The organism is Nocardia sp. NPDC050793, assembly GCF_040654065.1.
Lineage (GTDB): Bacteria > Actinomycetota > Actinomycetes > Mycobacteriales > Mycobacteriaceae > Nocardia.
The window spans coordinates 273,905-293,752 of the sequence record NZ_JBFAHG010000010.1 but is presented as its reverse complement, the minus strand read 5'-3'; the positions used below and the strand labels follow the sequence as shown (position 1 = coordinate 293,752).

Sequence of the window (19,848 nt, the reverse complement as noted above, 5' to 3'; positions counted from 1 at the left end):
GGTCGAGACTCGCGACTTCGTCGCATGCGCTTCGACCGCTCGGAAGCGAGACGGCCGCGAACGGGCTCGTAAGACTCGCCCTCGGGGTGGTCGGGTGGGGATTGTGCGTTGGACTTTCGCCCCTGCTCAGCCGTGCGGGAAACGGTCTTCCCGCCCCGCGGTGGCTCAGTGCTGGGTGAGCCAGATGTTGGTGAACTCTTCTTCAGACTGGAGGAGTTCGGTGAGGCGCTCCTGGATGGCGGATTCGATCTTGCCGCCGAAGAGCGGGACCTTCACCTCGATGGTGCCTTCGACGGTGGTGGTGGCGGTGCTGTCGTCGCCGGTCAGGGTGACGGTGCCGCGCATGGTGGCGGGGGCGCCCTCGACGCGGACGTCGAAGGTGGCGGTGTCGCCGGTCCAGTTCTCGGTGCGCGGGATGATCAGGTCGCCGGGGCGCACGGCGGTGATGGCGGGCGGAAGCTGGTCGGCGGGGATGGCCTGCACCATCTCGACGCGCACCTGGTCGCCCTGCACGGTGACCGACTCCAGGCGGGCGTTGGGCCCGCCGACCTCGGCGATGCGGTCCTTCCAATACTGCTCGTTGCCGAAGGCCGCGCGTACGGCGGCGACCGAGTGGGAATAGCGGGCCGTGAACGCCAAGGGTGTAGCCATGGTTGGACACGCTACCGTCTGGAGCGTGCGAACTTCACGTGTGGTGGCGACCGATCGGGCGCGCGATGTGCTTGCCGACACCGGCGCCTTGGTGCGCGACGAGGTGCGGCTTGCCGAGCTGACCACGCTACGGGTCGGCGGTCCCGCGCTCGTCGCCGAATGCGCCTCGACGCAGTCCCTGGTGGCGACGGTGCGCGCGCTGGACGCGGCGGAGATACCGGTGCTGCTGCTCGCGGGCGGCTCGAACCTGCTGATCGCCGACGACGGGTTCGACGGCGTAGTGGTGCGTGTCACGACCGAGGGCGTCCGGATCGATCAGGACGGCGTCGTGGCCGAAGCGGGCGCGAACTGGGACGCGGTGGTCGCCGCGACCGTGGCGGCCGGTCTCGGCGGACTCGAATGCCTTTCCGGCATACCGGGTTCCGCTGGCGCGACGCCGGTGCAGAACGTGGGCGCGTACGGCGTCGAGGTCGCCGATCTGCTGCGCCGGGTGCGGCTGCTGGACCGGGCGAGCGGCGAGATCCGCTGGGTGACGCCCGCCGAGCTCGGCTTCGGCTACCGCACCAGTGTGCTCAAGCACCGCGACGACGCGGTGGTGCTCGAGGTGGATTTCGCACTGCACGCGGGTGGCACCAGCGCGCCGCTGCGCTACGGCGAACTCACCAGGGTGCTGGATGCCGCGGAAGGCGAGTCCAAGCCCGCGGCGCTGGTGCGCGAGGCGGTGCTGCGCCTGCGCGCGGGCAAAGGCATGGTGCTCGACGCCGTCGATCACGACACCTGGAGCGCGGGCTCGTTCTTCACCAACCCGGTCGTCCCGCACGCGCGGGTCCCTGAGGTGCGAGCCGCGATCACGGCCCATGTGGGTGACGTCACGATTCCCACCTATCCCGCCGAGGACGGCGTGAAGTTCTCCGCGGGCTGGCTGATCGAGCGGGCGGGCTTCGCCAAAGGCTTCCCAGGCCCGGACGCCGCGGCCCGGCTCTCGACGAAACACACACTGGCACTGACGAATCGCGGCGTCGCGACCGCCGGGGACCTGGTGGCGCTCGCCCGCGTCGTGCGCGACGGCGTGGCCGAGCGTTTCGGCATCCGGCTCGAACCAGAACCCGTCACCGTCGGCGTCACGCTCTGATCGGATGAGACCGGCCGGTCCGATCGTTAGCCCTACCGCTGCGAGCTGCCGACCGTCGGGTCGACCCGGTCGAGCTTGGCGAGGGTCTCGGCGTTCTGGGCGGCGCGGTCGTCAGCGCTCTGCTTGGCGAGCAGGTCGCGGATCTCGATGAGCAGTTCGATTTCGGTGGGCTCGGCGGCCTTGGTGGTGCCGAACCGGTTCTTCAGGGTCTTCATCGGCAGGATGAGCACGAAGTAGAGAACCGCGGCGATCATCATGAAGTCGATGATCGCGGTGACGATCGGGCCGACGGCGATGAATGTCGCGGGCTTGCTCGGCACCAGGTGGAAGCCGAGGCCGAGTTCGTTGGCGTTGCCGAGAACGGCGAGCAACGGGTTGACGACGCCCTTGGTCACCGAGGTCACCACCGCCGTGAACGCGGTGCCCATCACGACCGCCACGGCGAGGTCGATGACATTGCCGCGCATCAGGAACTCTTTGAAGCCCTTGAGCATGAGTCGAACAACTCCAATCTGGTGTAGCCAATTCTCAGAAAAACCATCCGATGCTAACCGCGTCTCCGCAACTCGGCGAATTCGCAGCAAACGATCTTGGCGGAGTTTCCGACAAGTTGTACACCAGATCGATGCGGCTCAGGAACGCCGCGCGAACCGTCCCGGGTCGGCCTGATCCCGCGGCTTCACGATGATCTGATCCAGATTCACGTGCGGCGGCCGCGAGGCGACGAATCCCACGATCTCGGCGATATCCGCGGCGACCAGCGGATCGATTCCCTCGTACACCTTCGCCGCCCGCTCTTCGTCGCCGCCGAAACGCACCAGCGAGAACTCGGTTTCCACCGCGCCGGGCGCGATCTCGGTGAGCCGCACCGGCTTGCCGAGCAGCTCGCCGCGCAGCGTGCGGTGCAGCACGGCCTGGGCGTGCTTGGCCGAGGTGTACCCGGAACCGTTGTCGTAGGCATGGAACGCGGCGACCGAGGTGATGGTGACGATCAGTCCGTCGCCGGACGCGATCAGCTTGGGCAGCAACGCCTTCGTGACGCGCAGCGTGCCGAGCACGTTGGTCTCCCACATCCAGCGCCAGTCGTCGAGATCGGCCTCGCTCACCGGCGCAAGGCCCTTTGCGCCGCCCGCGTTGTTCACCAGCACATCGACCGTCGGCACCGCGTCGGTGAACGCCGCGACCGACTCCTCGGAGGTGACGTCGAGTTCCAGCGCGGTGCCGCCGATTTCGTTGGCGAGCGCCTTCAGCCTGTCGAGCCTGCGCGCGCCGACGTACACGTGATAGCCCTGAGCGGCGAGTTCTCGCGCGGTGGCTTCCCCGATGCCCGAACTGGCTCCCGTGACGACGGCGGTGCGATTGCTCATGCCTGTGCCTCGCTGGCGCTCGGCTTCGGCATGCGCAATGCGCGCTGGCACATGATTCGCTCACTGCGTTCGCTCATGCCTGCGCCTCGCTGGCGCTCGGCTTCGGCATGCGCAATGCGCGCTGGCACATGATTCGCTCACTGCGTTCGCTCATGCCGGTGATCCTAGGTGCGGAGTGTTTGCGAACGCCGGGCGCTGTCGCGCGGATCATCGGCCCCCGCCCTTACGCTGGGTGCCATGGCACTTCGGGAAGCGGTCAGCGCGGACGGCACCACTATCGTCTATCGGGTCGACGGGCCCGCCGACGGACGGCCCCTCGTCTTGGTGCACGGCTGGTCCGCGAGCCTGCGCTGCTGGGGCGGCGCGGCCGACGACTTGGCCCGCCGCTTCCGTGTGGTCGCGGTCGATCTGCGTGGCCACGGCTATTCCGGCGTACCGGAGACCGGCTACGACGACCCCAAGAACTGGGCCGCCGATATCGCCGCGGTGCTGGCGGCTGAGGGGATCTCGTCCGGCGCGGTGCTGCTCGGCTGGTCCTACGGCGGCATCGTGATCAGCGATTACCTCACCGCCTACGGCACGGGCGCGGTGGCGGGCGTGGTGTTCACCGGCTCGATGGCCAATATCGGCCGCGACGTGCCTGGCGCGGCCACCGGATCGGCCATGCGGGAGGCCATCCCCGGCGTCTTCGAGACCAGCGCGGGCCGCGCCACCAGGGCCTTCGCCGCGTTCGGCAACGCCAATACCGGTCCAGACCCGGACAAGGGCGCGGACGCCCAGCGGCTCTTCGGCATCAGCCTCGCCACGCCGCCCTCGGTGCGCAAGGCGCTGTTCTACCGTTCCGTCGACAACACCGAAACCCTTCGCGCCCTGGATATTCCGGTGCTCGTGCTGCACGGTGACGCGGACCCGGTCGTCCCCATCGACAACGGCCGCTATATCGCCGAGAACACCCCCGGCGCGCGCACCTCGTTCTGGCCGGGTGCGCAGCACGGACTGTTCATCGAGGACCGGCCGCGCTTCGTCGCCGAAGTCACCGAGTTCGCGGACAGTCTGTAGCCCTCGGTGCGCGTGACTGGCGCTGCCGGGCGATAGCCCGTCGTTGGAGCGCGCGTGGCCGGAGGGAATGCGGGAGGTACGCGTGACTGGCGCTGCCGGGCGATAGCCCGTCGTTGGACCGCGCATGGCCGGAGCGGATGCGGGAGGTACGCGTGACTGGCGCTGCCGGGCGGTAGCCCGTCGTTGGACCGCGCATGGCCGGAGCGGATGCGGAGGTACGCACATACATTCGAATCGCAGGTCAGCAGGGTTGCCCACGCGGTGTGTGATGACTCTCACTTGCCCGGTAGGGGTCGTCGGGAGCGGTTGTCCACCGTGCACTATGGATGGTGTGAGTCAACGTGCGGACCTGCGGCCGAATCGGATAGCCGTGCTGTCGGTGCACACCTCACCACTCGCGCAGCCGGGCACCGGCGATGCGGGCGGCATGAACGTCTATGTGCTGCAAACGGCCCTCCAGCTGGCACGACGTGGGACCGAAGTCGAGATCTTCACCCGCGCCACCTCCTCGAACGTGCCTCCGGTGCAGGAGGCTGGGCCCGGCGTGCTTGTGCGCAATGTGGTGGCAGGCCCGTTCGAGGGGCTCGACAAGCACGACCTGCCGACCCAGCTGTGCCCGTTCACCGCGGAGGTGTTGCGTCAGGAGGCGCGCCACCAGCCCGGCCACTACGACCTGGTGCACTCGCACTACTGGCTGTCCGGTCAGGTCGGCTGGCTTGCGCGGGACCGCTGGCGGGTGCCGCTGGTGTTCACCGCGCACACTTTGGCCGCGGTGAAGAACGCCGCGCTCGCCGAAGGCGATTGTCCCGAGCCCGCCACCCGGGAGATCGGCGAGAAGCAGGTCATCGCCGAGGCCGACCGGATGGTCGCCAACACCGCCGAGGAGGCGCGTCAGCTCGTCGAGCTCTACGGCGCCGACGCCGACCGCATCGATGTGGTGCCGCCAGGGGCCGACCTCGCTCGATACCGTCCCGGTGACAAGGCCGCGGCCCGCGCCGAGCTCGGCTTGGCCGCCGACGAGCAGATCGTCGCGTTCGTCGGACGCATCCAACCGCTCAAGGCTCCCGACGTGCTCGTGCGCGCCGCCGCCGAATTGCTGCGCACCCATCCCGCCCGCAATCTGCGTGTGCTGATCGTCGGCGGCCCGTCGGGCACCGGCCTGGAGCGCCCCGACGCGCTGATCGAGCTCGCCGCCGAACTCGGCATCACCGACCGCGTGACCTTCCTGCCGCCGCAGCCGCCTGACCGGCTCGTCCAGGTGTACCGCGCCGCCGACCTGGTCGCGGTGCCCAGCTACAACGAGTCCTTCGGCTTGGTCGCCATCGAGGCGCAGGCCACCGGCACCCCGGTGCTGGCCGCCGACGTCGGTGGTCTCGGCACCGCCGTCCGGAACGGCGAGACCGGGCTGCTGGTGGCCGGTCACCGCATCCCGGACTGGGCCGCCGCACTCGGGACGTTGCTCGACGAGCCGCGTCGGCTGCACGCGATGCGCGACCGTGCGGTCGAGCACGCCGCGAACTTCTCCTGGGAGCACACCGCCGACGGTCTGCTCGCCAGTTACGCCGCCGCTCTCTCCGGTTTCGGTGCGGGCGAGGCCGCGCGGCCGACGGTGCTCGACGGCCCGCTCGCGACGGAACGCACTAGCCTGTCCGGTGCCGCGCTCCTCGGCGAGGGCGGGCAGGGCAGATCGCGCGCGCTGTGGCGGCGCCGGATGGGAGTGCACCGATGACCGATATCCAGGCCACCGCGCGGCTGATCGACGAGACTCTGCGGGACAGGGAGATCGAGTACACCCGCCCCGGCGAGGACGTCTTCGTCGTCGTCCTGCCCGGTGAGCGCAAGCTGAAGACGACGGTGCTGCTCACCGTCGGCAAACACGGCGTGCGTATCGAGTCCTTCGTCTGCCGCAAGCCCGACGAGAACTTCGAGGGCGTCTACAAATTCCTGCTCCGCCGCAACCGCCGCCTCTACGGCGTGGCATACACCCTGGACCGAATCGGCGACATCTACCTGGTCGGCCGCATCGCCACGCACGCCGTCACCGAGGACGAGCTCGACCGCATCTTCGGCCAGGTGCTCGAGGCCGTGGACGCGGACTTCAACGTGCTGCTGGAACTCGGCTTCGCGGAATCCATTCGAAGGGAATGGAAGTGGCGGGTCTCGCGCGGCGAGTCGCTGAAGAACCTGCGCGCGTTCGAGCACCTGGTGGAATCCTCCGAGAACTCCTGACCACCCGCGGTCGATAGCGTCCGGCTGCTCATGCTGCGACCGATCGCGCTTGCCGATTGATGCGCGACCACCGCCGAACGTGGCGGCCGATGGTGTTCGGCAACCGGCGGGCGTGGCGGCCGATGGTGCCTGTCGCCCGTCGGGCAACTACCGTTGGCGACCGCACAGCAAGATCATTCGGCACCGGACCGTCGCGCGACAGCGGCGGTCCGGTGGCGTTGGGAAGTGGGGGTTTCAGATGACCGTTCTCGCATTGGACATCGGCGCGACCAAGATCGCGGTCGGATTGGTGGGGGCCGACGGGATGACGCACGAGGTCGGCCGCATCCAGGTGCCGCCGACGGGCGTGTGGGACGCGGTGCGCGGGCTGCTGCTCGCGGCGGCAAACGGGTCCGAGGTGGATCTCGTCGGTATCGGCGCGTGCGGTCCGGTGGACGCTCCGGCGGGCATCACCACCCCGCTCAATATCCCGGAGTGGCGCGACGGATTCGCGGTGGTGCCCGCGGTGCAGGAAGTGTTCCCGGACGCCTCGGTGCGCTTCGCCATCGACGGCGTGTGCCTGGCGCTCGCCGAACGGCATTTCGGCGCGGCGCGGGAGACGCCGGACGCGCTGGCCATGACGGTGTCCTCCGGCATCGGCGGCGGCGTCATCGTGGGCGGCATGGTCGCGGTCGGGCACACCGGCAACGCCGGTCACATCGGCCACATGATCGTCCCCGGGTCGACCGATCCCTGCGCGTGCGGCGGCGTCGGCTGCGTGGAGGCGGTGGCCAGCGGTCCGTCGTCGGTGCGGTGGGCGCGCGAGCGCGGCTGGGAGGGCAGCACCGGCGTGGAGCTGGCCGTCGACGCCCAGGCGGGGGACCGGATCGCCAAGGCGGCGCTGCGGCGCGCGGGAATCGCGCTGGGACAGGTGATCTCGTCGGCTGCCGCACTGCTCGACGTGGACCTGGTCGTGGTCGGTGGCGGCTTCGCCCAGTCCGGCGAGCCGCTGTGGCGACCGTTACAGGAGGCGATCGGGGCGCACGCCCGCATCGACTTCCTCCGCGACCTGCGCGTGGTCCCTTCGGAATTGGGCGATCAGGCCACCTTGGTCGGCGCCGGACTGCTCACCGCCCTCGCTCCGGCACCCTGACCAGGGCTCCGGCGCGAAGCCCGCGCGTGGCAGGATGACCGTCATGACGTACACCCTCGTGCTGCTGCGCCACGGCGAGAGCGAATGGAATGCCCTGAATCTGTTCACCGGCTGGGTGGACGTGCACCTGACCGACAAGGGCATCGCCGAGGGCAAGCGGGCGGGCGAGCTGCTCGCCGAGCACGGCATCCTGCCCGACATCGTCTACACCTCGGTGCTGCGCCGCGCCATCTCCACCGCGAACATCGCGCTGGACGCCGCCGACCGGCACTGGATCCCGGTGGTGCGCGACTGGCGGCTCAACGAGCGTCACTACGGCGAGCTGCAGGGCAAGAACAAGGGGCAGATCCGCGAGAAGTACGGCGACGAGCAGTTCATGTTGTGGCGGCGCAGCTACGACACCCCGCCGCCGCCGATCGACCCGGCCAACGAGTACAGCCAGGAAGGCGACCCGCGCTACGCGGGCATCGAGGTGCCCAAGACCGAGTGCCTGCTCGATGTGGTGAACCGGATGGTTCCGTACTGGGAGTCGACCATCTCCAAGGAGCTGCTCACCGGCAAGACCGTGCTGGTGGCCGCGCACGGCAACTCGCTGCGCGCGCTGGTCAAGCACCTGGACAACATCTCCGACGAGGACATCGCGGGACTGAACATCCCGACGGGCATCCCGCTGCGCTACGAGCTGGACGAGAATCTGCGCCCGGTGCGTCCGCGCGAGTACCTGGACCCCGAGGCGGCTGCCGCCGGTGCGGCCGCGGTCGCCAGCCAGGGCGGTAAGTAGTACGTAGTTCGATGCGTCGCGGCCGTTGATCGGCCGCGGCGCATTGTCATTTCGGCGGGTGGGCGGTTCGAATGCCGCCGTGCGGGAGAGCACTCCGGCTGTGTCCGAAGCCTGTGCCGTGGACGGCTCGGTTGGCCAGTACGCCGCCCGGTGCGACTCGAGGGGGGTCTCGCGGAAGTCCGGTGTATTTCGGCCCGCATTCCGGCGTGTGCTCCTGTCTCGACGCGGCCAATGCGGTAAACCTTCGTTCTGGTGCGCGTATCCCGCGAAGATCTCCATATCCAGCGACTATCGCGAGCCGTCAAGCGTATGTGAATTGAGATTCCAGCCGATCTCCGCGGATCCGGAAGTCCTTACCGACTGGTAAGTTGTGTATGCTTCCGGGCGTTCGACCAGTCCGAGAGGTGGATCACGTCCGATGAAGTACGCGTTACGGGCCACAGTCGCGGCGCTAGCCGCCGCCGTGCTCGTTCCTTTCCTCGCCACCGGCGCGACCGCAGCGCCCGTCGCGACCGGTCCCGACGGCGGCGCGGCCGGAGCGGCGTGGGCCGCCACGCAGGATTCCGCACAGCAGTACCCGAACGTGCACATCGAATGGGATGTGCCGATCACCATGAGTGACGGCACGGTGCTCAAGGGCAACGTCTACCGGCCCGCCGATGCCTCCGGCCACCCGATCGATGCGCCGACGCCGACCATCGTCAACCTGACGCCCTACACCAAGCTGGTGTCGAACCTCGCCGATCACGCGCAGTCCGTCCCTGTGCTGTCCGACGCGCTGCTGAACCTGTTCCGGCAGATCGACTTCAGCGGCACCCCGCTGTCCGGCGTCACCGATCTCACCAAGGCCTTCGGCGGCGGCGAACTGCGCAACTTCACCGTGGACCGGCAGCTGATCAAGAGCGGCTACTCCCAGGTCGTCGTCGACGTGCGCGGCACCGGCTTCTCGCAGGGCGAGTGGGACATGCTCCGCGCCCGGGAGCAGCAGGACACCCTCGAGGTCATCGACTGGGCCTCGCGCCAGCCGTGGTCCGACGGCAAGGTCGGCATGAACGGCATCTCCTACTCGGGCATCAACCAGGTGCAGGCCGCGGCGCAGCAGCCGCCCGCGCTGAAGGCGATCTTCCCGGTGGTGCCGGGCAGCGACCTGGTCAACGACGTGCTCGCGCCCGGCGGCGGCTTCGGCTTCAACTTCATCCCGCTGTGGCTCACCGCGATCAACTCGCTCAAGTGGGCGCCGGATCTCCAGTCCATCGTGAACGGCCAGTTCGATTGGCAATGGCTCAAAGATCGAGCCGCCTCCCCGCTCACCTTCATGGACGTGTTCCTGAACGCTTACACCGCAACGCGTTTCCAGGACGCCGACCCGCGCCTGCTAGGCCTGCTCAGCCACAACAGCCCCGAACGCGGCGACTACGTCAGCGACCCCTCGCAGATCCGGGTGCCGACCTTCGTTGTCGGCGGCTGGCACGATCTGTTCACCTACTCGGAATCCAAGATCTACAACGAGATTCCGCTGCCCGCCGGTCAGAAGCAGCTGCTGATGGGCAACACCTACCACGTGAACTCCGGCAACGAGTACGACAAGCCGGGTCTGCCGCCGCGGCTGGACGTGCTGCAGCGGGCGTGGTTCGACAAGTGGCTCAAGGGCATCGACAACGGCATCGACGGGTACGGCCCGGTCACCCTGCGCCAGCAGGGCGGCGGCTGGGTCACCCAGAACGGCTTCGGCGCGACGGCTACCGGTGCGGCCGCCGCGCAGCACCGCCGCATGTACCTGTCCTCGGAGCCGAGCGGCACCGCGCGCAGCGTCTACGACGGTTCGCTCACCGGTGAGGCGAACGCCGACACCGCCCGGCTGACCGTCGCGCCCGGCCTGACCACCTTGTGCTCCAACGACGCCGCGCAGGGCAGTATCGGCGTGCTGTCGATCATCGACGGATGCGCCAAGGATTCCCGCGTCGCCGAGCTGAACGCGCTCACCTTCACCAGCGCGCCGGTGGCCGACACGACCACCATCTCCGGCCCGATCGCGGTGCGGCTCAACACCGTTCAGGACGCGGCGGACGGGTACTGGACGGTGACCGTCAACGATGTCGCGCCCGACGGCCAGTCGACCGTGCTCACCTCGGGGCAGCTGATGGCCTCGCTGCGGCAGGTGGACGAGGCCAACAGCACCCGCTCGGCCAACGGCGACTACACCGACCCGCGGCCGTTCACGTCGCTGGAGACCCGGCAGCCGACGGTGCCGGGCGAGGCCACCACGCTGGACATCACGCTCAGCGCCACCGAGGCGGTTCTGCAGCCGGGCCACCGCCTTCGGGTGGACGTGTTCGCGGGGAACTTCCCCAAGGGCCTGCCGGTCCTGCCGATGCTGCTCGACACGGAGTTGAAGCCGCAGCACGTGCAGCTGGACCCGGAGCGCCCGAGCTTCGTGAACATCCCGGTGCGCGGCAATCCCGGTTGGTGAATCGCGCTTCTTGATTGCCAGCCCCCTTGACACGCCTCGGCGTCCGCACCACCACGAGCGAACGACAACCGCCGCCGGTCCGAGCCCGCCGGAAGCTGCACCCACGCACGAGTTAGCGGGAGGTAAGCCGAGTACCACCCGCCAACCCGACGACCCCACCGCCAGGCGCCCGCCTTTCTCAGTCGCGCGTAGCGAACGCAGCGGCGAGCGGCGGGAACATCGCCCGGCTGTCGTGCCCGGCGAACCAGAGGCCGACCGTCATGGCCGAAGCCGCCTCCAAGTACCGAGCTCGATGCAACCCACCCGCCGGAAACGGCCGCAGCTTCAGATCCTCGGCCAGACCGGCGACGAGGTGCACGGCATCAGGGTCGTCGCCGCAGAGCGGCACGGAGAGACGGCTGCCGTCGAACTCGCGGGCCTCCGCCGCCCACACTTCGGCCGCGCAGAGGTTGAAGGCCTTCACCACGTGCGCCGTCGGGGCGGTGGCGGCGATGCGTTCGGCCACCGCGTCCTCGGCGAGGACGAAGTTCAGCGTGCCGTCCGGCGCGCTGGTATCGGGTTCGAAGGCGTTGGTGCAGTCGACGAGGACGCGGCCGTCGAGGTCTGCCGACCGCAGCACGGCGTCCAGCGCGTCGACCGGCACCGCGAGCAGCACCACCTCCCCGAACCCGGCCGCCTCTTCGATGCTCCCGCCTCGCGCGCCGTGACCGATCGCGTCGGCCAGTTCGGCGGCCGCCTCGCTGCGCCGCGCGCCGAAGCGGACTTCGTGCCCCGCCGCCGCCCAGCCGCCGCCGAGCGCACGCGCCATCGCGCCCGCACCCATGATTCCGATTCGCATGATGAACTCCTAGCTGTCGAATGTGGCTCCGACGCTAGAGAATTCGATAGGCACCTCCGGGTGCCCAACGGCGGTGCCATGCTGAACCCATGACCGACTCGGAAGCCGGCGTAGGGCGCGCGCCCTCGAACACGCCAACTGTGCCCGCGGCGGAGCGGGTCGACTACCCGCCGTACGGCGACTACGAATCGGACTGTCCCGCGCGCATGGGCGTCGACCTGTTCGGCAACTCCTGGCTGCCGGTGATCGTCTACATGCTGCGGGAGGGGCCGATGCGTCCCGGTGAGCTGCGGACCGCGATCGGCGGGATCAGCCAGAAGATGCTCACCCAGACCCTGCGCCGGATGGAGCAGCTGACGTTGGTGCAGCGCCGCCGCTACGCCGAAGCACCGCCGCGCGTCGAATACGAACTCACGGTGGCGGGCCACGATCTGCTCGGGCCGATCTACGCGCTCGGCGAGTGGGTCGACAAGCACGGCAGGGCGGTGAACGCGGCGCTCGCGGAGGAGGGGATGGACCGCAGCCGTTGATCTTGTCCACCGACGGAGCCGAGCTTGCTTCGGGCAACGCGTCACGCCACCGCTAGTCCGAACAACGCGTAAACACACGGCTAACGGCCCTGTAATGCCCTGTGACCTGCATGAAACTTCGTGAACCCGGCGTTGGTGAGTCGGTCGGCGACCGTACGATTCAAGTGTGAGTGTTCCGCAGGCCGTGTTGTTGGCAGTTCTTGCGGCTGTCGTCGGCCTGGCAGTCGGTGGACTGCTGATTCCGTACGTGAACGCCCGTCAGGCCGCCCGCAGGCAGGCCGATTCCGGGCTGACCATGTCGCAGGTGCTCGACCTGATCGTGCTCGCCTCCGAGAGCGGCATCGCGGTGGTCGACCAGTACCGCGACGTGGTGCTGGTGAACCCGCGCGCCGAGGAACTCGGCCTGGTCCGCAACCGCCTGCTCGACGAACGCGCGTGGGCGGCGGTGGAGAAGGTGCTCGGCAACGGCGAGTCCGCCGAATTCGACCTGACCGCGAAGAACCCGATGCCGGGCCGCAGCAGGATCGCGGTGCGCGGCGTGGCGCGGCCGCTCTCGCCGGAAGAGACCGGTTTCACCGTCCTGTTCGCCGACGACGATTCCGAACAGGCCCGCATGGAGGCCACCCGGCGCGATTTCGTGGCGAACGTCAGCCACGAGCTCAAAACCCCCGTCGGCGCGATGAGCCTGCTGGCCGAGGCGCTGCTGGAATCCGCCGACGATCCCGAGGCGGTGCGCCACTTCGGCGAACGCGTGCTCGGCGAATCCCGCAGGCTCGGCAAGATGGTGACCGAGCTGATCGCGCTCTCGCGACTGCAGGGCGCGGAGAAGCTGCCCGAACTCGAGGTCGTCGACGTCGACACCGTCGTCATGCAGGCGGTGGACCGCTCGCGCACCGCGGCCGAAGCGGCGGGCATCACCGTCAGCACCGATCGGCCGAGCGGGCTCGAGGTCCTCGGCGACGAGACGCTGCTCGTCACCGCACTGTCCAACCTGGTGGAGAACGCGATCGCCTACTCGCCGACCGGTTCGCACGTCTCGGTGAGCAGGTCGCTGCGCGGCGACCACGTCGCGATGGCGGTCACCGACCGCGGCATCGGCATCCCGAAGGAAGACCAGGAGCGGGTGTTCGAACGGTTCTTCCGTTCCGACAAGGCTCGTTCGCGGGCCACCGGTGGGACCGGGCTCGGGCTCGCTATCGTCAAGCACGTGGCGGCCAACCACAACGGTGAGATCACCCTGTGGAGCAAACTGGGCACCGGGTCGACGTTCACGCTGCGAATACCCGCTCATCTCGAGGCCGACAGCGACGAGGAAGCCGACGGCCCCGTGGTGAGCACGAAGGAAACCGGCCCGCGCCCCCAGGCGCCGGGCAGACCGAATGGTGTGGAGGCACGCAGATGACGAGTGTTCTGATCGTCGAGGATGAGGAGTCGCTGGCCGATCCGCTCGCGTTCCTGCTGCGCAAGGAGGGCTTCGAGGTCACCGTGGTGGGCGACGGCCCGTCCGCGCTCGCCGAGTTCGATCGCTCCGGTGCCGACATCGTCCTGCTCGACCTGATGCTGCCCGGTATGAGTGGCACCGATGTGTGCAAGCAGCTGCGCACCCGCAGCGGCGTGCCGGTCATCATGGTGACCGCGCGGGACAGCGAGATCGACAAGGTGGTCGGCCTGGAGCTCGGCGCCGACGACTATGTCACCAAGCCGTATTCGGCGCGCGAACTCATCGCGCGCATCCGCGCGGTGCTGCGCCGCGGCGCGGGCGACGAGCTCGACGGCGGCAGCGAGAACGGCGTGCTGGAGGCGGGTCCGGTCCGGATGGACGTGGATCGCCACACCGTGCTGGTCAACGGCAAGCCGGTGACGTTGCCGCTCAAGGAATTCGATCTACTCGAGTACCTGCTGCGCAACTCCGGCCGGGTGCTGACCCGCGGCCAGCTGATCGACCGGGTCTGGGGCGCCGACTACGTGGGCGACACCAAGACCCTCGACGTGCACGTCAAGCGGCTGCGCTCGAAGATCGAGGCCGATCCGGCCAAGCCCGAGCACCTGGTGACCGTGCGCGGTCTCGGGTACAAGCTCGAGGCCTGAGCAGCGAGACAGCGAACGGGCCCCGGTTCCGCGTCCTCACCCCCGAGCGCGTAACCGGGGCCGGATCGTTTCGTGCGCGTGGCGGCCCCCTTGCGCGGACGGCGTCCGATCGGCGGACGCCGTCCGACGGTTCCTCTTACGGGAGGTAGACCCAGGTCGGGCCGATGGCGGGAACGTCGGTCTTGCGCAGGGTGATCCAGCCGAGGTCGTCTTCCTGCATGCAGTCGTAGAGCGGGACGGTGGTGCCGTTGCCGCGGCAGGCGATGGTGCGGCTGGTGCCGTAGGGGCTCATGATGACGTTCTTGCCCTCTGCGGCGGCATTCACCGCGGACGGATCGGTCGCGGGCACGAAAGTGGCGGTGAAGTCCGAGAACTTGGTCGGATCCGCGTCGGGCTCGGCGTGCGCGCCGCCGGCCATGGCCATGGTCGCACCGAGGACGAGGGTTGCGAGGGTGAGCGCTTTCTTCATGAGCCGACATCAAACCCGAAATGGGTGACGCGCGCATGGCGAACAGATGACCTGCCGGGTGCGTTCGGCTCGCCCGCGCTGGTCACGGGAGTGTGCAGACCGCGCGGTGACGGTCTGCACACCGAGTCTTTCAGCTGCTGCCGAGCAGTCCGCCGAGCAGCCTGCCCGCGCTGCCGGTGCCGCTGAGGGAAGAGCTGCCCGCGCTTCCGGTGCCGCCGCTGCTCGCCTTGGACACCTCGACCACGATGGACTTGGTGCTGCCGCCCTGCTCGACGGTGATGATGTGCTGGCCTGGCGTGCTCGGCTTCCATTCGATGGTCGCGCTGCCCGGCGGCCACGGAACCTTTGGCGCGCCGATGAATTCGCCGTTGTCGCTGAAGTAGACCAGCAGTCCGCCGGACGCGCCGCCGACCTCGGCCGAGATGGTGTACGTAGTGCCGACCTTGTGGTTGCTGCCCTCGACCGAGACCGACTGCACGGCCGCGTACGCCGATGGCGCCGCGAGCACGGTGACGGCGGTGGCCGCCAGGGCCGTGAGTCCGGCGCCCGCCCCGCGCCGGATGATGCTGAGTGATGTCATGGTGCTCCTCCTGTGTCGACCATGCCGATCGACGGGACCCTACGCTTTGAAGCGTAGATATTTCAGATTTTGGCGAGAGTTCGGCCGCGCCGAAATACGTTCGGAAGAACCGGGACTCAGCGTCCGAACAGGCTGCCGAGCAGCTTGCCCGCGCTACCCGTTCCCGCGCTGCCGGTGCCCCCGCCCGGATTCCCGGGGTCGCCGGGATCGCCCGGATCGCTCGGGTCGGTCACCTGGACGACGATGGTCTTGGTGCTGCCGCCCTGGGATGCCGTGATCAGGTGCTGCCCAGGCGTTTTCGGCGTCCAGCTGACGGAGGACTCGCCGACCGGCCATGGCACCTTCGGGCCGGTGATCTGATCACCGTTGTCCGACCAGTAGACGAGCAGGCCGATGCCCGCGCCGCTGAGCTTGGCGCGCAGCGTGTAGGTGGTGTCGATGGTGTGGTCGGCGCCGGACACGGTGATCGAGTCGACGGTGGCGTGCGCCTGTGGCGCCGCGAAGACGGCGACGGCCGCCGCCGCGGCGAAGCCCGCGAGTCCGGTGCCGATCCGGCGCCCGACCAGGCCTGGCGTGATGGTGTTCATGGTTGTACTCCTGTGCTGCCCACTGGATGTGGGCCTCCGCACAGTAAGCGACCGGATGTGTGAAATGTGAACGTTTCGCAAAACTGGACAAGCGTCCGCTAGGGGTGTGCTCGTCCGCCGGGATGTGTTCGGGAGAGCTACGCCGTGCCGTGCGCTCGCTGCTCGGCGTTGCGCTGCGCGTGCACTGTCGCGGGATGGACGGCGATGAGGCCGAGTCCTTCGCGGCGCTTGCAGTGCCTGGCCAGTTCCTCGTAGGCGGCTTCGCCGAGCAGTTCTTTCAGCTCGGGTGCGTAGGACTGCCAGACCGGCCGCGCGCCCACGTGCGCGTCGGGCGATCCGGAGCAGTACCAATCCAGATCGAGGCCGCCGGGACCCCAACCGCGCCGGTCGTATTCGGTGATCACCGTGCGCAGGATCTGCACGCCGTCGGGGCGGTCGACCCATTCCTGGGTGCGCCGGATCGGCAACTGCCAGCAGACGTCCGGCTTCACGGTGTGCGGCTCCAGGCCGCGGCGCAGCGCCATGGTGTGCAGCGCGCAGCCGACCCCGCCCTCGAAGCCGGGACGGTTCAAGAAGATGCACGCGCCGTCGACACGCCGGGTGCGCAGCGCGGGCTCGTCCTCGAGCTCGTCGAGTTCCAGGTAGCCCTTCTTGGTCACCTTGCCTTTGGCGTTCTCGGCCTCGTGCATCAGCTGCCAGTCGTCCGGTGTGAGCATTTTCACAGCCTCACGCAAACGCTCCTGGTCGTCCTCGTCGGAGAGGAACGCGCCATGTGAACAGCAGCCGTCGTCCGGGCGACCGGCGATGATGCCTTGGCAGGCGGGCGTCCCGAAGACGCAGGTCCATCGGGACAGCAGCCAGGTGAGATCGGCGACGATCAGGTGCTCGTCATTTGCTGGGTCGACGAACTCGATCCATTCGCGCGGGAAATCCAGATCGACCTCCGGCGCGGGGTCGATCTTCGCCGCTGGTCGGGGCGGGGTCTGGCTGCTCGCGGTTGCGCCTACCGTCACACCAACAAACGCTAACAGTTCGGTCGCCTGGCCTGAAGCGCCGGTCGACCCAGTACCGTGTTCATGTGCGGCTTGGGGTACTCGACGTCGGAAGCAATACCGTTCACCTGCTCGTGGTGGACGCGCACCGTGGTGGCCATCCGATGCCGATGAGCTCGACGAAGGCCACGCTCCGGCTGTCGGAGAACCTGGACGACGCGGGCCGGATCACCGTCCAGGGCGCCGAGCGGCTCATCAAGACCGTGGCCGAATTCGCCAGCATCGCCGAGACCTCCCGCTGCGTCGAGCTGATGCCGTTCGCCACCTCCGCGCTGCGTGAGGCCGCCAACTCCGAAGAAGTGCTGGCCAGGGTGCGCGCCGAGACGGGCGTCGAGCTGCGGGTGCTCACCGGCGTCGACGAGGCCAGGCTGACCTTTCTCGCGGTGCGCCGCTGGTACGGCTGGAGCCCGGGCCGCATCCTCAATCTCGACATCGGCGGCGGCTCGCTGGAGATGAGCAACGGCGGCGACGAGGAACCCGACGTCGCGCTCTCGCTGCAACTCGGCGCAGGCAGGCTCACCAGGGAGTGGCTGCGCGAGGATCCCCCGGGCAAACGCAGGGTCGCGGTGCTGCGCGACTGGCTCGACGCCGAACTCGTCACCCCCGCCAAACAACTGATCGAGGTGGGCAGGCCCGATCTCGCCGTCGGCACGTCGAAGACGTTCCGATCGCTGGCCAGGCTGACCGGAGCGGCTCCCTCGGCGGCGGGCACCCGCGTGCGTCGTACACTCACCAGCTCAGGTCTGCGCCAACTGATTGCGTTCATCTCGCGGATGACCGCGTCGGACCGTGCAGAATTGGAAGGCGTAAGTGCCGATCGCTCACAGCAATTGGTGGCTGGCGCACTGGTCGCGGAGGCGAGTATGCGGGCGCTGTCGCTGGATACTCTCGAGATTTGTCCGTGGGCGCTGCGAGAAGGGCTGATCCTGCGCAAACTGGATACCGATATGAACGGTGGACCCGAAGCATCGCGCCCGACGGGCCCGGCGGCCGAACCAGGCAGGCCGGCGCCCGGCGGTGGCGCGCTCGCCGGTCCGATCGGAACGGTGTCGTCATGAACGAACTCAGTGAGCCAATCGTCTGCGTCAGCGAGGCGGCGGCATGAGCGAACGCAGTGAGCGAATCATGTGGCAGCGCGCTTCGCGCATGCCGGAGCCGAGCGTCAGCGAGGCGACGGCATGAGCGATGATTCCAAGCAGCTATCGGTCGCCGAGCTGCTGGCCCGCAACGGTCAGCAGGGCGCGTCGTCCGGCGGTGGGCGGCGCAGGCGAGGTAGCCGCGGCATTTCCGTCGCCGAGCTGACGGGTGACCTTCCGGTCATCCGCGAGGGCGGCAGCCACTCCGCGCACGCCGCACCCGACGACGAGCCAGTAGCGGCCGAACCGGCGTCGTTCGAGCCCGCCTCCTACGCGCAGGCACCGTTCGAGCCGACCGCTTTCGAGCCCCCGGCCTACGAACCTCCGGCTTTCGAACCCATTGCGCCGGAGCCGATGTCTTTCGCCGCTCCTGATCCCGTCGCGGAGCTGCCGAGCCATTCCCCGATGTCGGGCCCGATCGCCCGGTACGACCCGCTGGCGCCCTACCGAGAACCGACGTCCTACCCGGAGCCGACGCCCTACCCCGAGCCCACGTCCTATCCTGCGGCGCCGTCCTACTCGGACCCGCCGCCCGGGCGTTCCAACCTGGTCATGCCGGGACGCGACATGTCCCCCGGCTCCCGGCACAGCGCACCGGACCCGCTGGAGGCCGCGTCGCCGTACGGCGCCGACGCCTTGGCCGACGCGCCCGCTCCGAAGCGCAGCGGCCGCAGGCGCAAGCCGGACCCGGACGACGACGCCACCATCGTGGTCGGCCCGCCGCTGCGCGACCCGGTCGACTTCGACATTCCACGCAACGGGCGCCCCGCGCCCGACGAGCGGAGCATCCACGGCGGCGACCGGCATGACCTCGGCGGCCGCGGTGGCCGGGCCGCGCGGCGCAGGGCGGCGGAGGCCGAGGAGTCCGGTCCGTCGACGGCGGCATGGGCGCCCCCCGCGAACGACTTCGCCCCTGACTCCGCGCCCCTGCCGCTCACGCCGCTGCCCGACCGCGGCAAGCCGTCCGGGCGCGCGCCGATTCAGGAGCCCCGCGAGGCCCAGCGAAGCTCTCGTCGCTCCGAGAGCCTGCGCTCCCGCGCCGAGGGCACGGTGCCCGCGTGGTCTGCGCGAGGGCGCAAGCCAGTGCCGGAGCAGGCCGATGCCGGGCCAGAGTCCGGCGGCATCCCGACGGCCGCGTGGTCGCTGGCCAGCCAGGATCAGCAGCTGGTCTCCGGCTCCACGGTGGCGGGTGATCTGCTGCGCGACGGAGTCGAGCGCGCCGAACGCGCGAGCGCCGGTCGCGGCCGGTCGCGCGGCGGCCGGGCCGAGGTCGCGGCCGACGAGGGCCTGACCGATGTGCACGACCCGTTCCTGCTCGACGACGAGGAGGACGACGAGGACGAGCCGCGGGCCCGGACCGCGGCTCCGGCCAGGCGACCGTCGCCGCGCCGCTCCCGCGCCGCGCGCAAGGCCGAGTACGACGCCAACCGGAAGCAGTGGATGATCCTCGGCGGGCAGAGCACCGGCGCCGCGGTCGCCGGAATGTTGCTGTTCAAGGGTTTCGAGCGGATGTGGGAGATGCTCCCCTGGGTGGCGCTGGCCCTGGCGATGATCGTGATCCTGGGTCTGGTCGCGCTGGTTCGGATTCTGCGCCGGACCGACGACATCCTCAGCACGGTGATAGCCGTCGTTGTCGGCATCTTCGTCACGCTGGGACCGCTAGCCTTTCTTCTCAGTACGAACTGAGTAGGGAGCGCGGCTGTGGGGACCATCGGGCAGGCGGAGAACACTCGGATCGGAAGCGCGG

20 protein-coding genes are annotated in these 19,848 nt (G+C 69.3%); 12 read left to right on the top strand and 8 right to left on the bottom strand.

The window, feature by feature from the left end; all coding sequences use genetic code 11:
- Positions 1-165: 165 nt before the first annotated feature.
- The gene (locus AB0H50_RS29440; RefSeq protein WP_357458855.1) at positions 166-651 is read right to left on the bottom strand and encodes a DUF2505 domain-containing protein; all 486 of its coding nucleotides are present in this window, start codon (positions 649-651) and stop codon (positions 166-168) included.
- Between the two features lie 40 nt (positions 652-691).
- On the opposite strand from AB0H50_RS29440, the gene AB0H50_RS29435 reads away from it, so the two are divergent.
- Entirely contained in the window at positions 692-1,783 is a 1,092-nt protein-coding gene (locus AB0H50_RS29435) for a UDP-N-acetylmuramate dehydrogenase (protein ID WP_357458903.1), read from the top strand.
- Positions 1,784-1,815: 32 nt separating this feature from the next.
- On the opposite strand, the gene mscL is transcribed toward AB0H50_RS29435, so the two are convergent.
- Both mscL and AB0H50_RS29425 read right to left on the bottom strand, forming a co-directional pair.
- Positions 1,816-2,277, bottom strand: a complete 462-nt coding sequence (gene mscL / locus AB0H50_RS29430) for a large conductance mechanosensitive channel protein MscL (RefSeq protein WP_357458852.1) — start codon at positions 2,275-2,277, stop codon at positions 1,816-1,818.
- Between the two features lie 138 nt (positions 2,278-2,415).
- Complete coding sequence (locus AB0H50_RS29425; protein ID WP_357458849.1) at positions 2,416-3,150, bottom strand: SDR family NAD(P)-dependent oxidoreductase; 735 nt, start codon at positions 3,148-3,150, stop codon at positions 2,416-2,418.
- Positions 3,151-3,387: 237 nt separating this feature from the next.
- Here AB0H50_RS29425 and AB0H50_RS29420 point away from each other — a divergent pair, with 237 nt between their 5' ends.
- The 6 genes from AB0H50_RS29420 to AB0H50_RS29395 all read left to right on the top strand — a co-directional run bounded on the left by AB0H50_RS29420 (position 3,388) and on the right by AB0H50_RS29395 (position 10,821).
- Positions 3,388-4,209: an alpha/beta hydrolase gene (locus tag AB0H50_RS29420; RefSeq protein ID WP_357458846.1), complete on the top strand. Its 822-nt coding sequence runs from the start codon at positions 3,388-3,390 to the stop codon at positions 4,207-4,209.
- 322 nt (positions 4,210-4,531) lie between these two features.
- Positions 4,532-5,938, top strand: coding sequence for a D-inositol-3-phosphate glycosyltransferase (gene mshA / locus AB0H50_RS29415; RefSeq protein WP_357458843.1), 1,407 nt, complete (start codon positions 4,532-4,534; stop codon positions 5,936-5,938).
- Positions 5,935-6,438: a YbjN domain-containing protein gene (locus tag AB0H50_RS29410; protein WP_357458841.1), complete on the top strand. Its 504-nt coding sequence runs from the start codon at positions 5,935-5,937 to the stop codon at positions 6,436-6,438. The genes mshA and AB0H50_RS29410 overlap by 4 nt, the downstream gene beginning before the upstream one ends.
- A 238-nt stretch (positions 6,439-6,676) precedes the next feature.
- The gene (locus AB0H50_RS29405; protein WP_357458838.1) at positions 6,677-7,570 is read left to right on the top strand and encodes an ROK family protein; all 894 of its coding nucleotides are present in this window, start codon (positions 6,677-6,679) and stop codon (positions 7,568-7,570) included.
- Between the two features lie 43 nt (positions 7,571-7,613).
- Complete coding sequence (locus AB0H50_RS29400) at positions 7,614-8,351, top strand: phosphoglyceromutase (protein WP_357458836.1); 738 nt, start codon at positions 7,614-7,616, stop codon at positions 8,349-8,351.
- Between the two features lie 418 nt (positions 8,352-8,769).
- Positions 8,770-10,821, top strand: a complete 2,052-nt coding sequence (locus AB0H50_RS29395; protein ID WP_357458833.1) for a CocE/NonD family hydrolase — start codon at positions 8,770-8,772, stop codon at positions 10,819-10,821.
- A gap of 178 nt (positions 10,822-10,999) precedes the next feature.
- Here AB0H50_RS29395 and AB0H50_RS29390 read toward each other — a convergent pair whose 3' ends face one another.
- A complete protein-coding gene (locus AB0H50_RS29390) occupies positions 11,000-11,659 on the bottom strand; it encodes an NAD(P)-binding domain-containing protein (protein WP_357458830.1) in 660 nt (219 codons plus the stop codon).
- A gap of 89 nt (positions 11,660-11,748) precedes the next feature.
- Between AB0H50_RS29390 and AB0H50_RS29385 the strand changes: the two genes are divergently transcribed.
- The 3 genes from AB0H50_RS29385 to AB0H50_RS29375 all read left to right on the top strand — a co-directional run bounded on the left by AB0H50_RS29385 (position 11,749) and on the right by AB0H50_RS29375 (position 14,277).
- The gene (locus tag AB0H50_RS29385; protein ID WP_357458828.1) at positions 11,749-12,189 is read left to right on the top strand and encodes a helix-turn-helix domain-containing protein; all 441 of its coding nucleotides are present in this window, start codon (positions 11,749-11,751) and stop codon (positions 12,187-12,189) included.
- Positions 12,190-12,355: 166 nt separating this feature from the next.
- Positions 12,356-13,591, top strand: coding sequence for an ATP-binding protein (locus AB0H50_RS29380; RefSeq protein ID WP_357458825.1), 1,236 nt, complete (start codon positions 12,356-12,358; stop codon positions 13,589-13,591).
- The gene (locus AB0H50_RS29375) at positions 13,588-14,277 is read left to right on the top strand and encodes a response regulator transcription factor (protein ID WP_067840863.1); all 690 of its coding nucleotides are present in this window, start codon (positions 13,588-13,590) and stop codon (positions 14,275-14,277) included. Before AB0H50_RS29380 ends, AB0H50_RS29375 begins: the two co-directional genes overlap by 4 nt.
- Positions 14,278-14,413: 136 nt before the next feature.
- Here AB0H50_RS29375 and AB0H50_RS29370 read toward each other — a convergent pair whose 3' ends face one another.
- From AB0H50_RS29370 to AB0H50_RS29355, 4 genes are all read right to left on the bottom strand, one after another.
- Positions 14,414-14,746 (bottom strand): hypothetical protein, encoded by a 333-nt coding sequence (locus AB0H50_RS29370; RefSeq protein ID WP_357458822.1) that lies wholly within the window; start codon positions 14,744-14,746, stop codon positions 14,414-14,416.
- 130 nt (positions 14,747-14,876) lie between these two features.
- Positions 14,877-15,326 carry a hypothetical protein gene (locus AB0H50_RS29365; protein ID WP_357458820.1) on the bottom strand — a complete coding sequence of 150 codons (450 nt, stop codon included), beginning with the start codon at positions 15,324-15,326 and terminating at the stop codon, positions 14,877-14,879.
- Between the two features lie 116 nt (positions 15,327-15,442).
- On the bottom strand, positions 15,443-15,913 hold the full coding sequence (locus AB0H50_RS29360) for a hypothetical protein (RefSeq protein WP_357458817.1): 471 nt from the start codon (positions 15,911-15,913) through the stop codon (positions 15,443-15,445).
- A gap of 137 nt (positions 15,914-16,050) precedes the next feature.
- Positions 16,051-16,926 carry a hypothetical protein gene (locus tag AB0H50_RS29355; RefSeq protein ID WP_357458814.1) on the bottom strand — a complete coding sequence of 292 codons (876 nt, stop codon included), beginning with the start codon at positions 16,924-16,926 and terminating at the stop codon, positions 16,051-16,053.
- A 65-nt stretch (positions 16,927-16,991) separates the two neighbouring features.
- Between AB0H50_RS29355 and AB0H50_RS29350 the strand changes: the two genes are divergently transcribed.
- Positions 16,992-18,023, top strand: coding sequence for a Ppx/GppA phosphatase family protein (locus AB0H50_RS29350; protein WP_357458811.1), 1,032 nt, complete (start codon positions 16,992-16,994; stop codon positions 18,021-18,023).
- A gap of 120 nt (positions 18,024-18,143) precedes the next feature.
- Positions 18,144-19,787, top strand: coding sequence for a hypothetical protein (locus tag AB0H50_RS29345; RefSeq protein WP_357458809.1), 1,644 nt, complete (start codon positions 18,144-18,146; stop codon positions 19,785-19,787).
- Positions 19,788-19,848 lie beyond the last annotated feature (61 nt).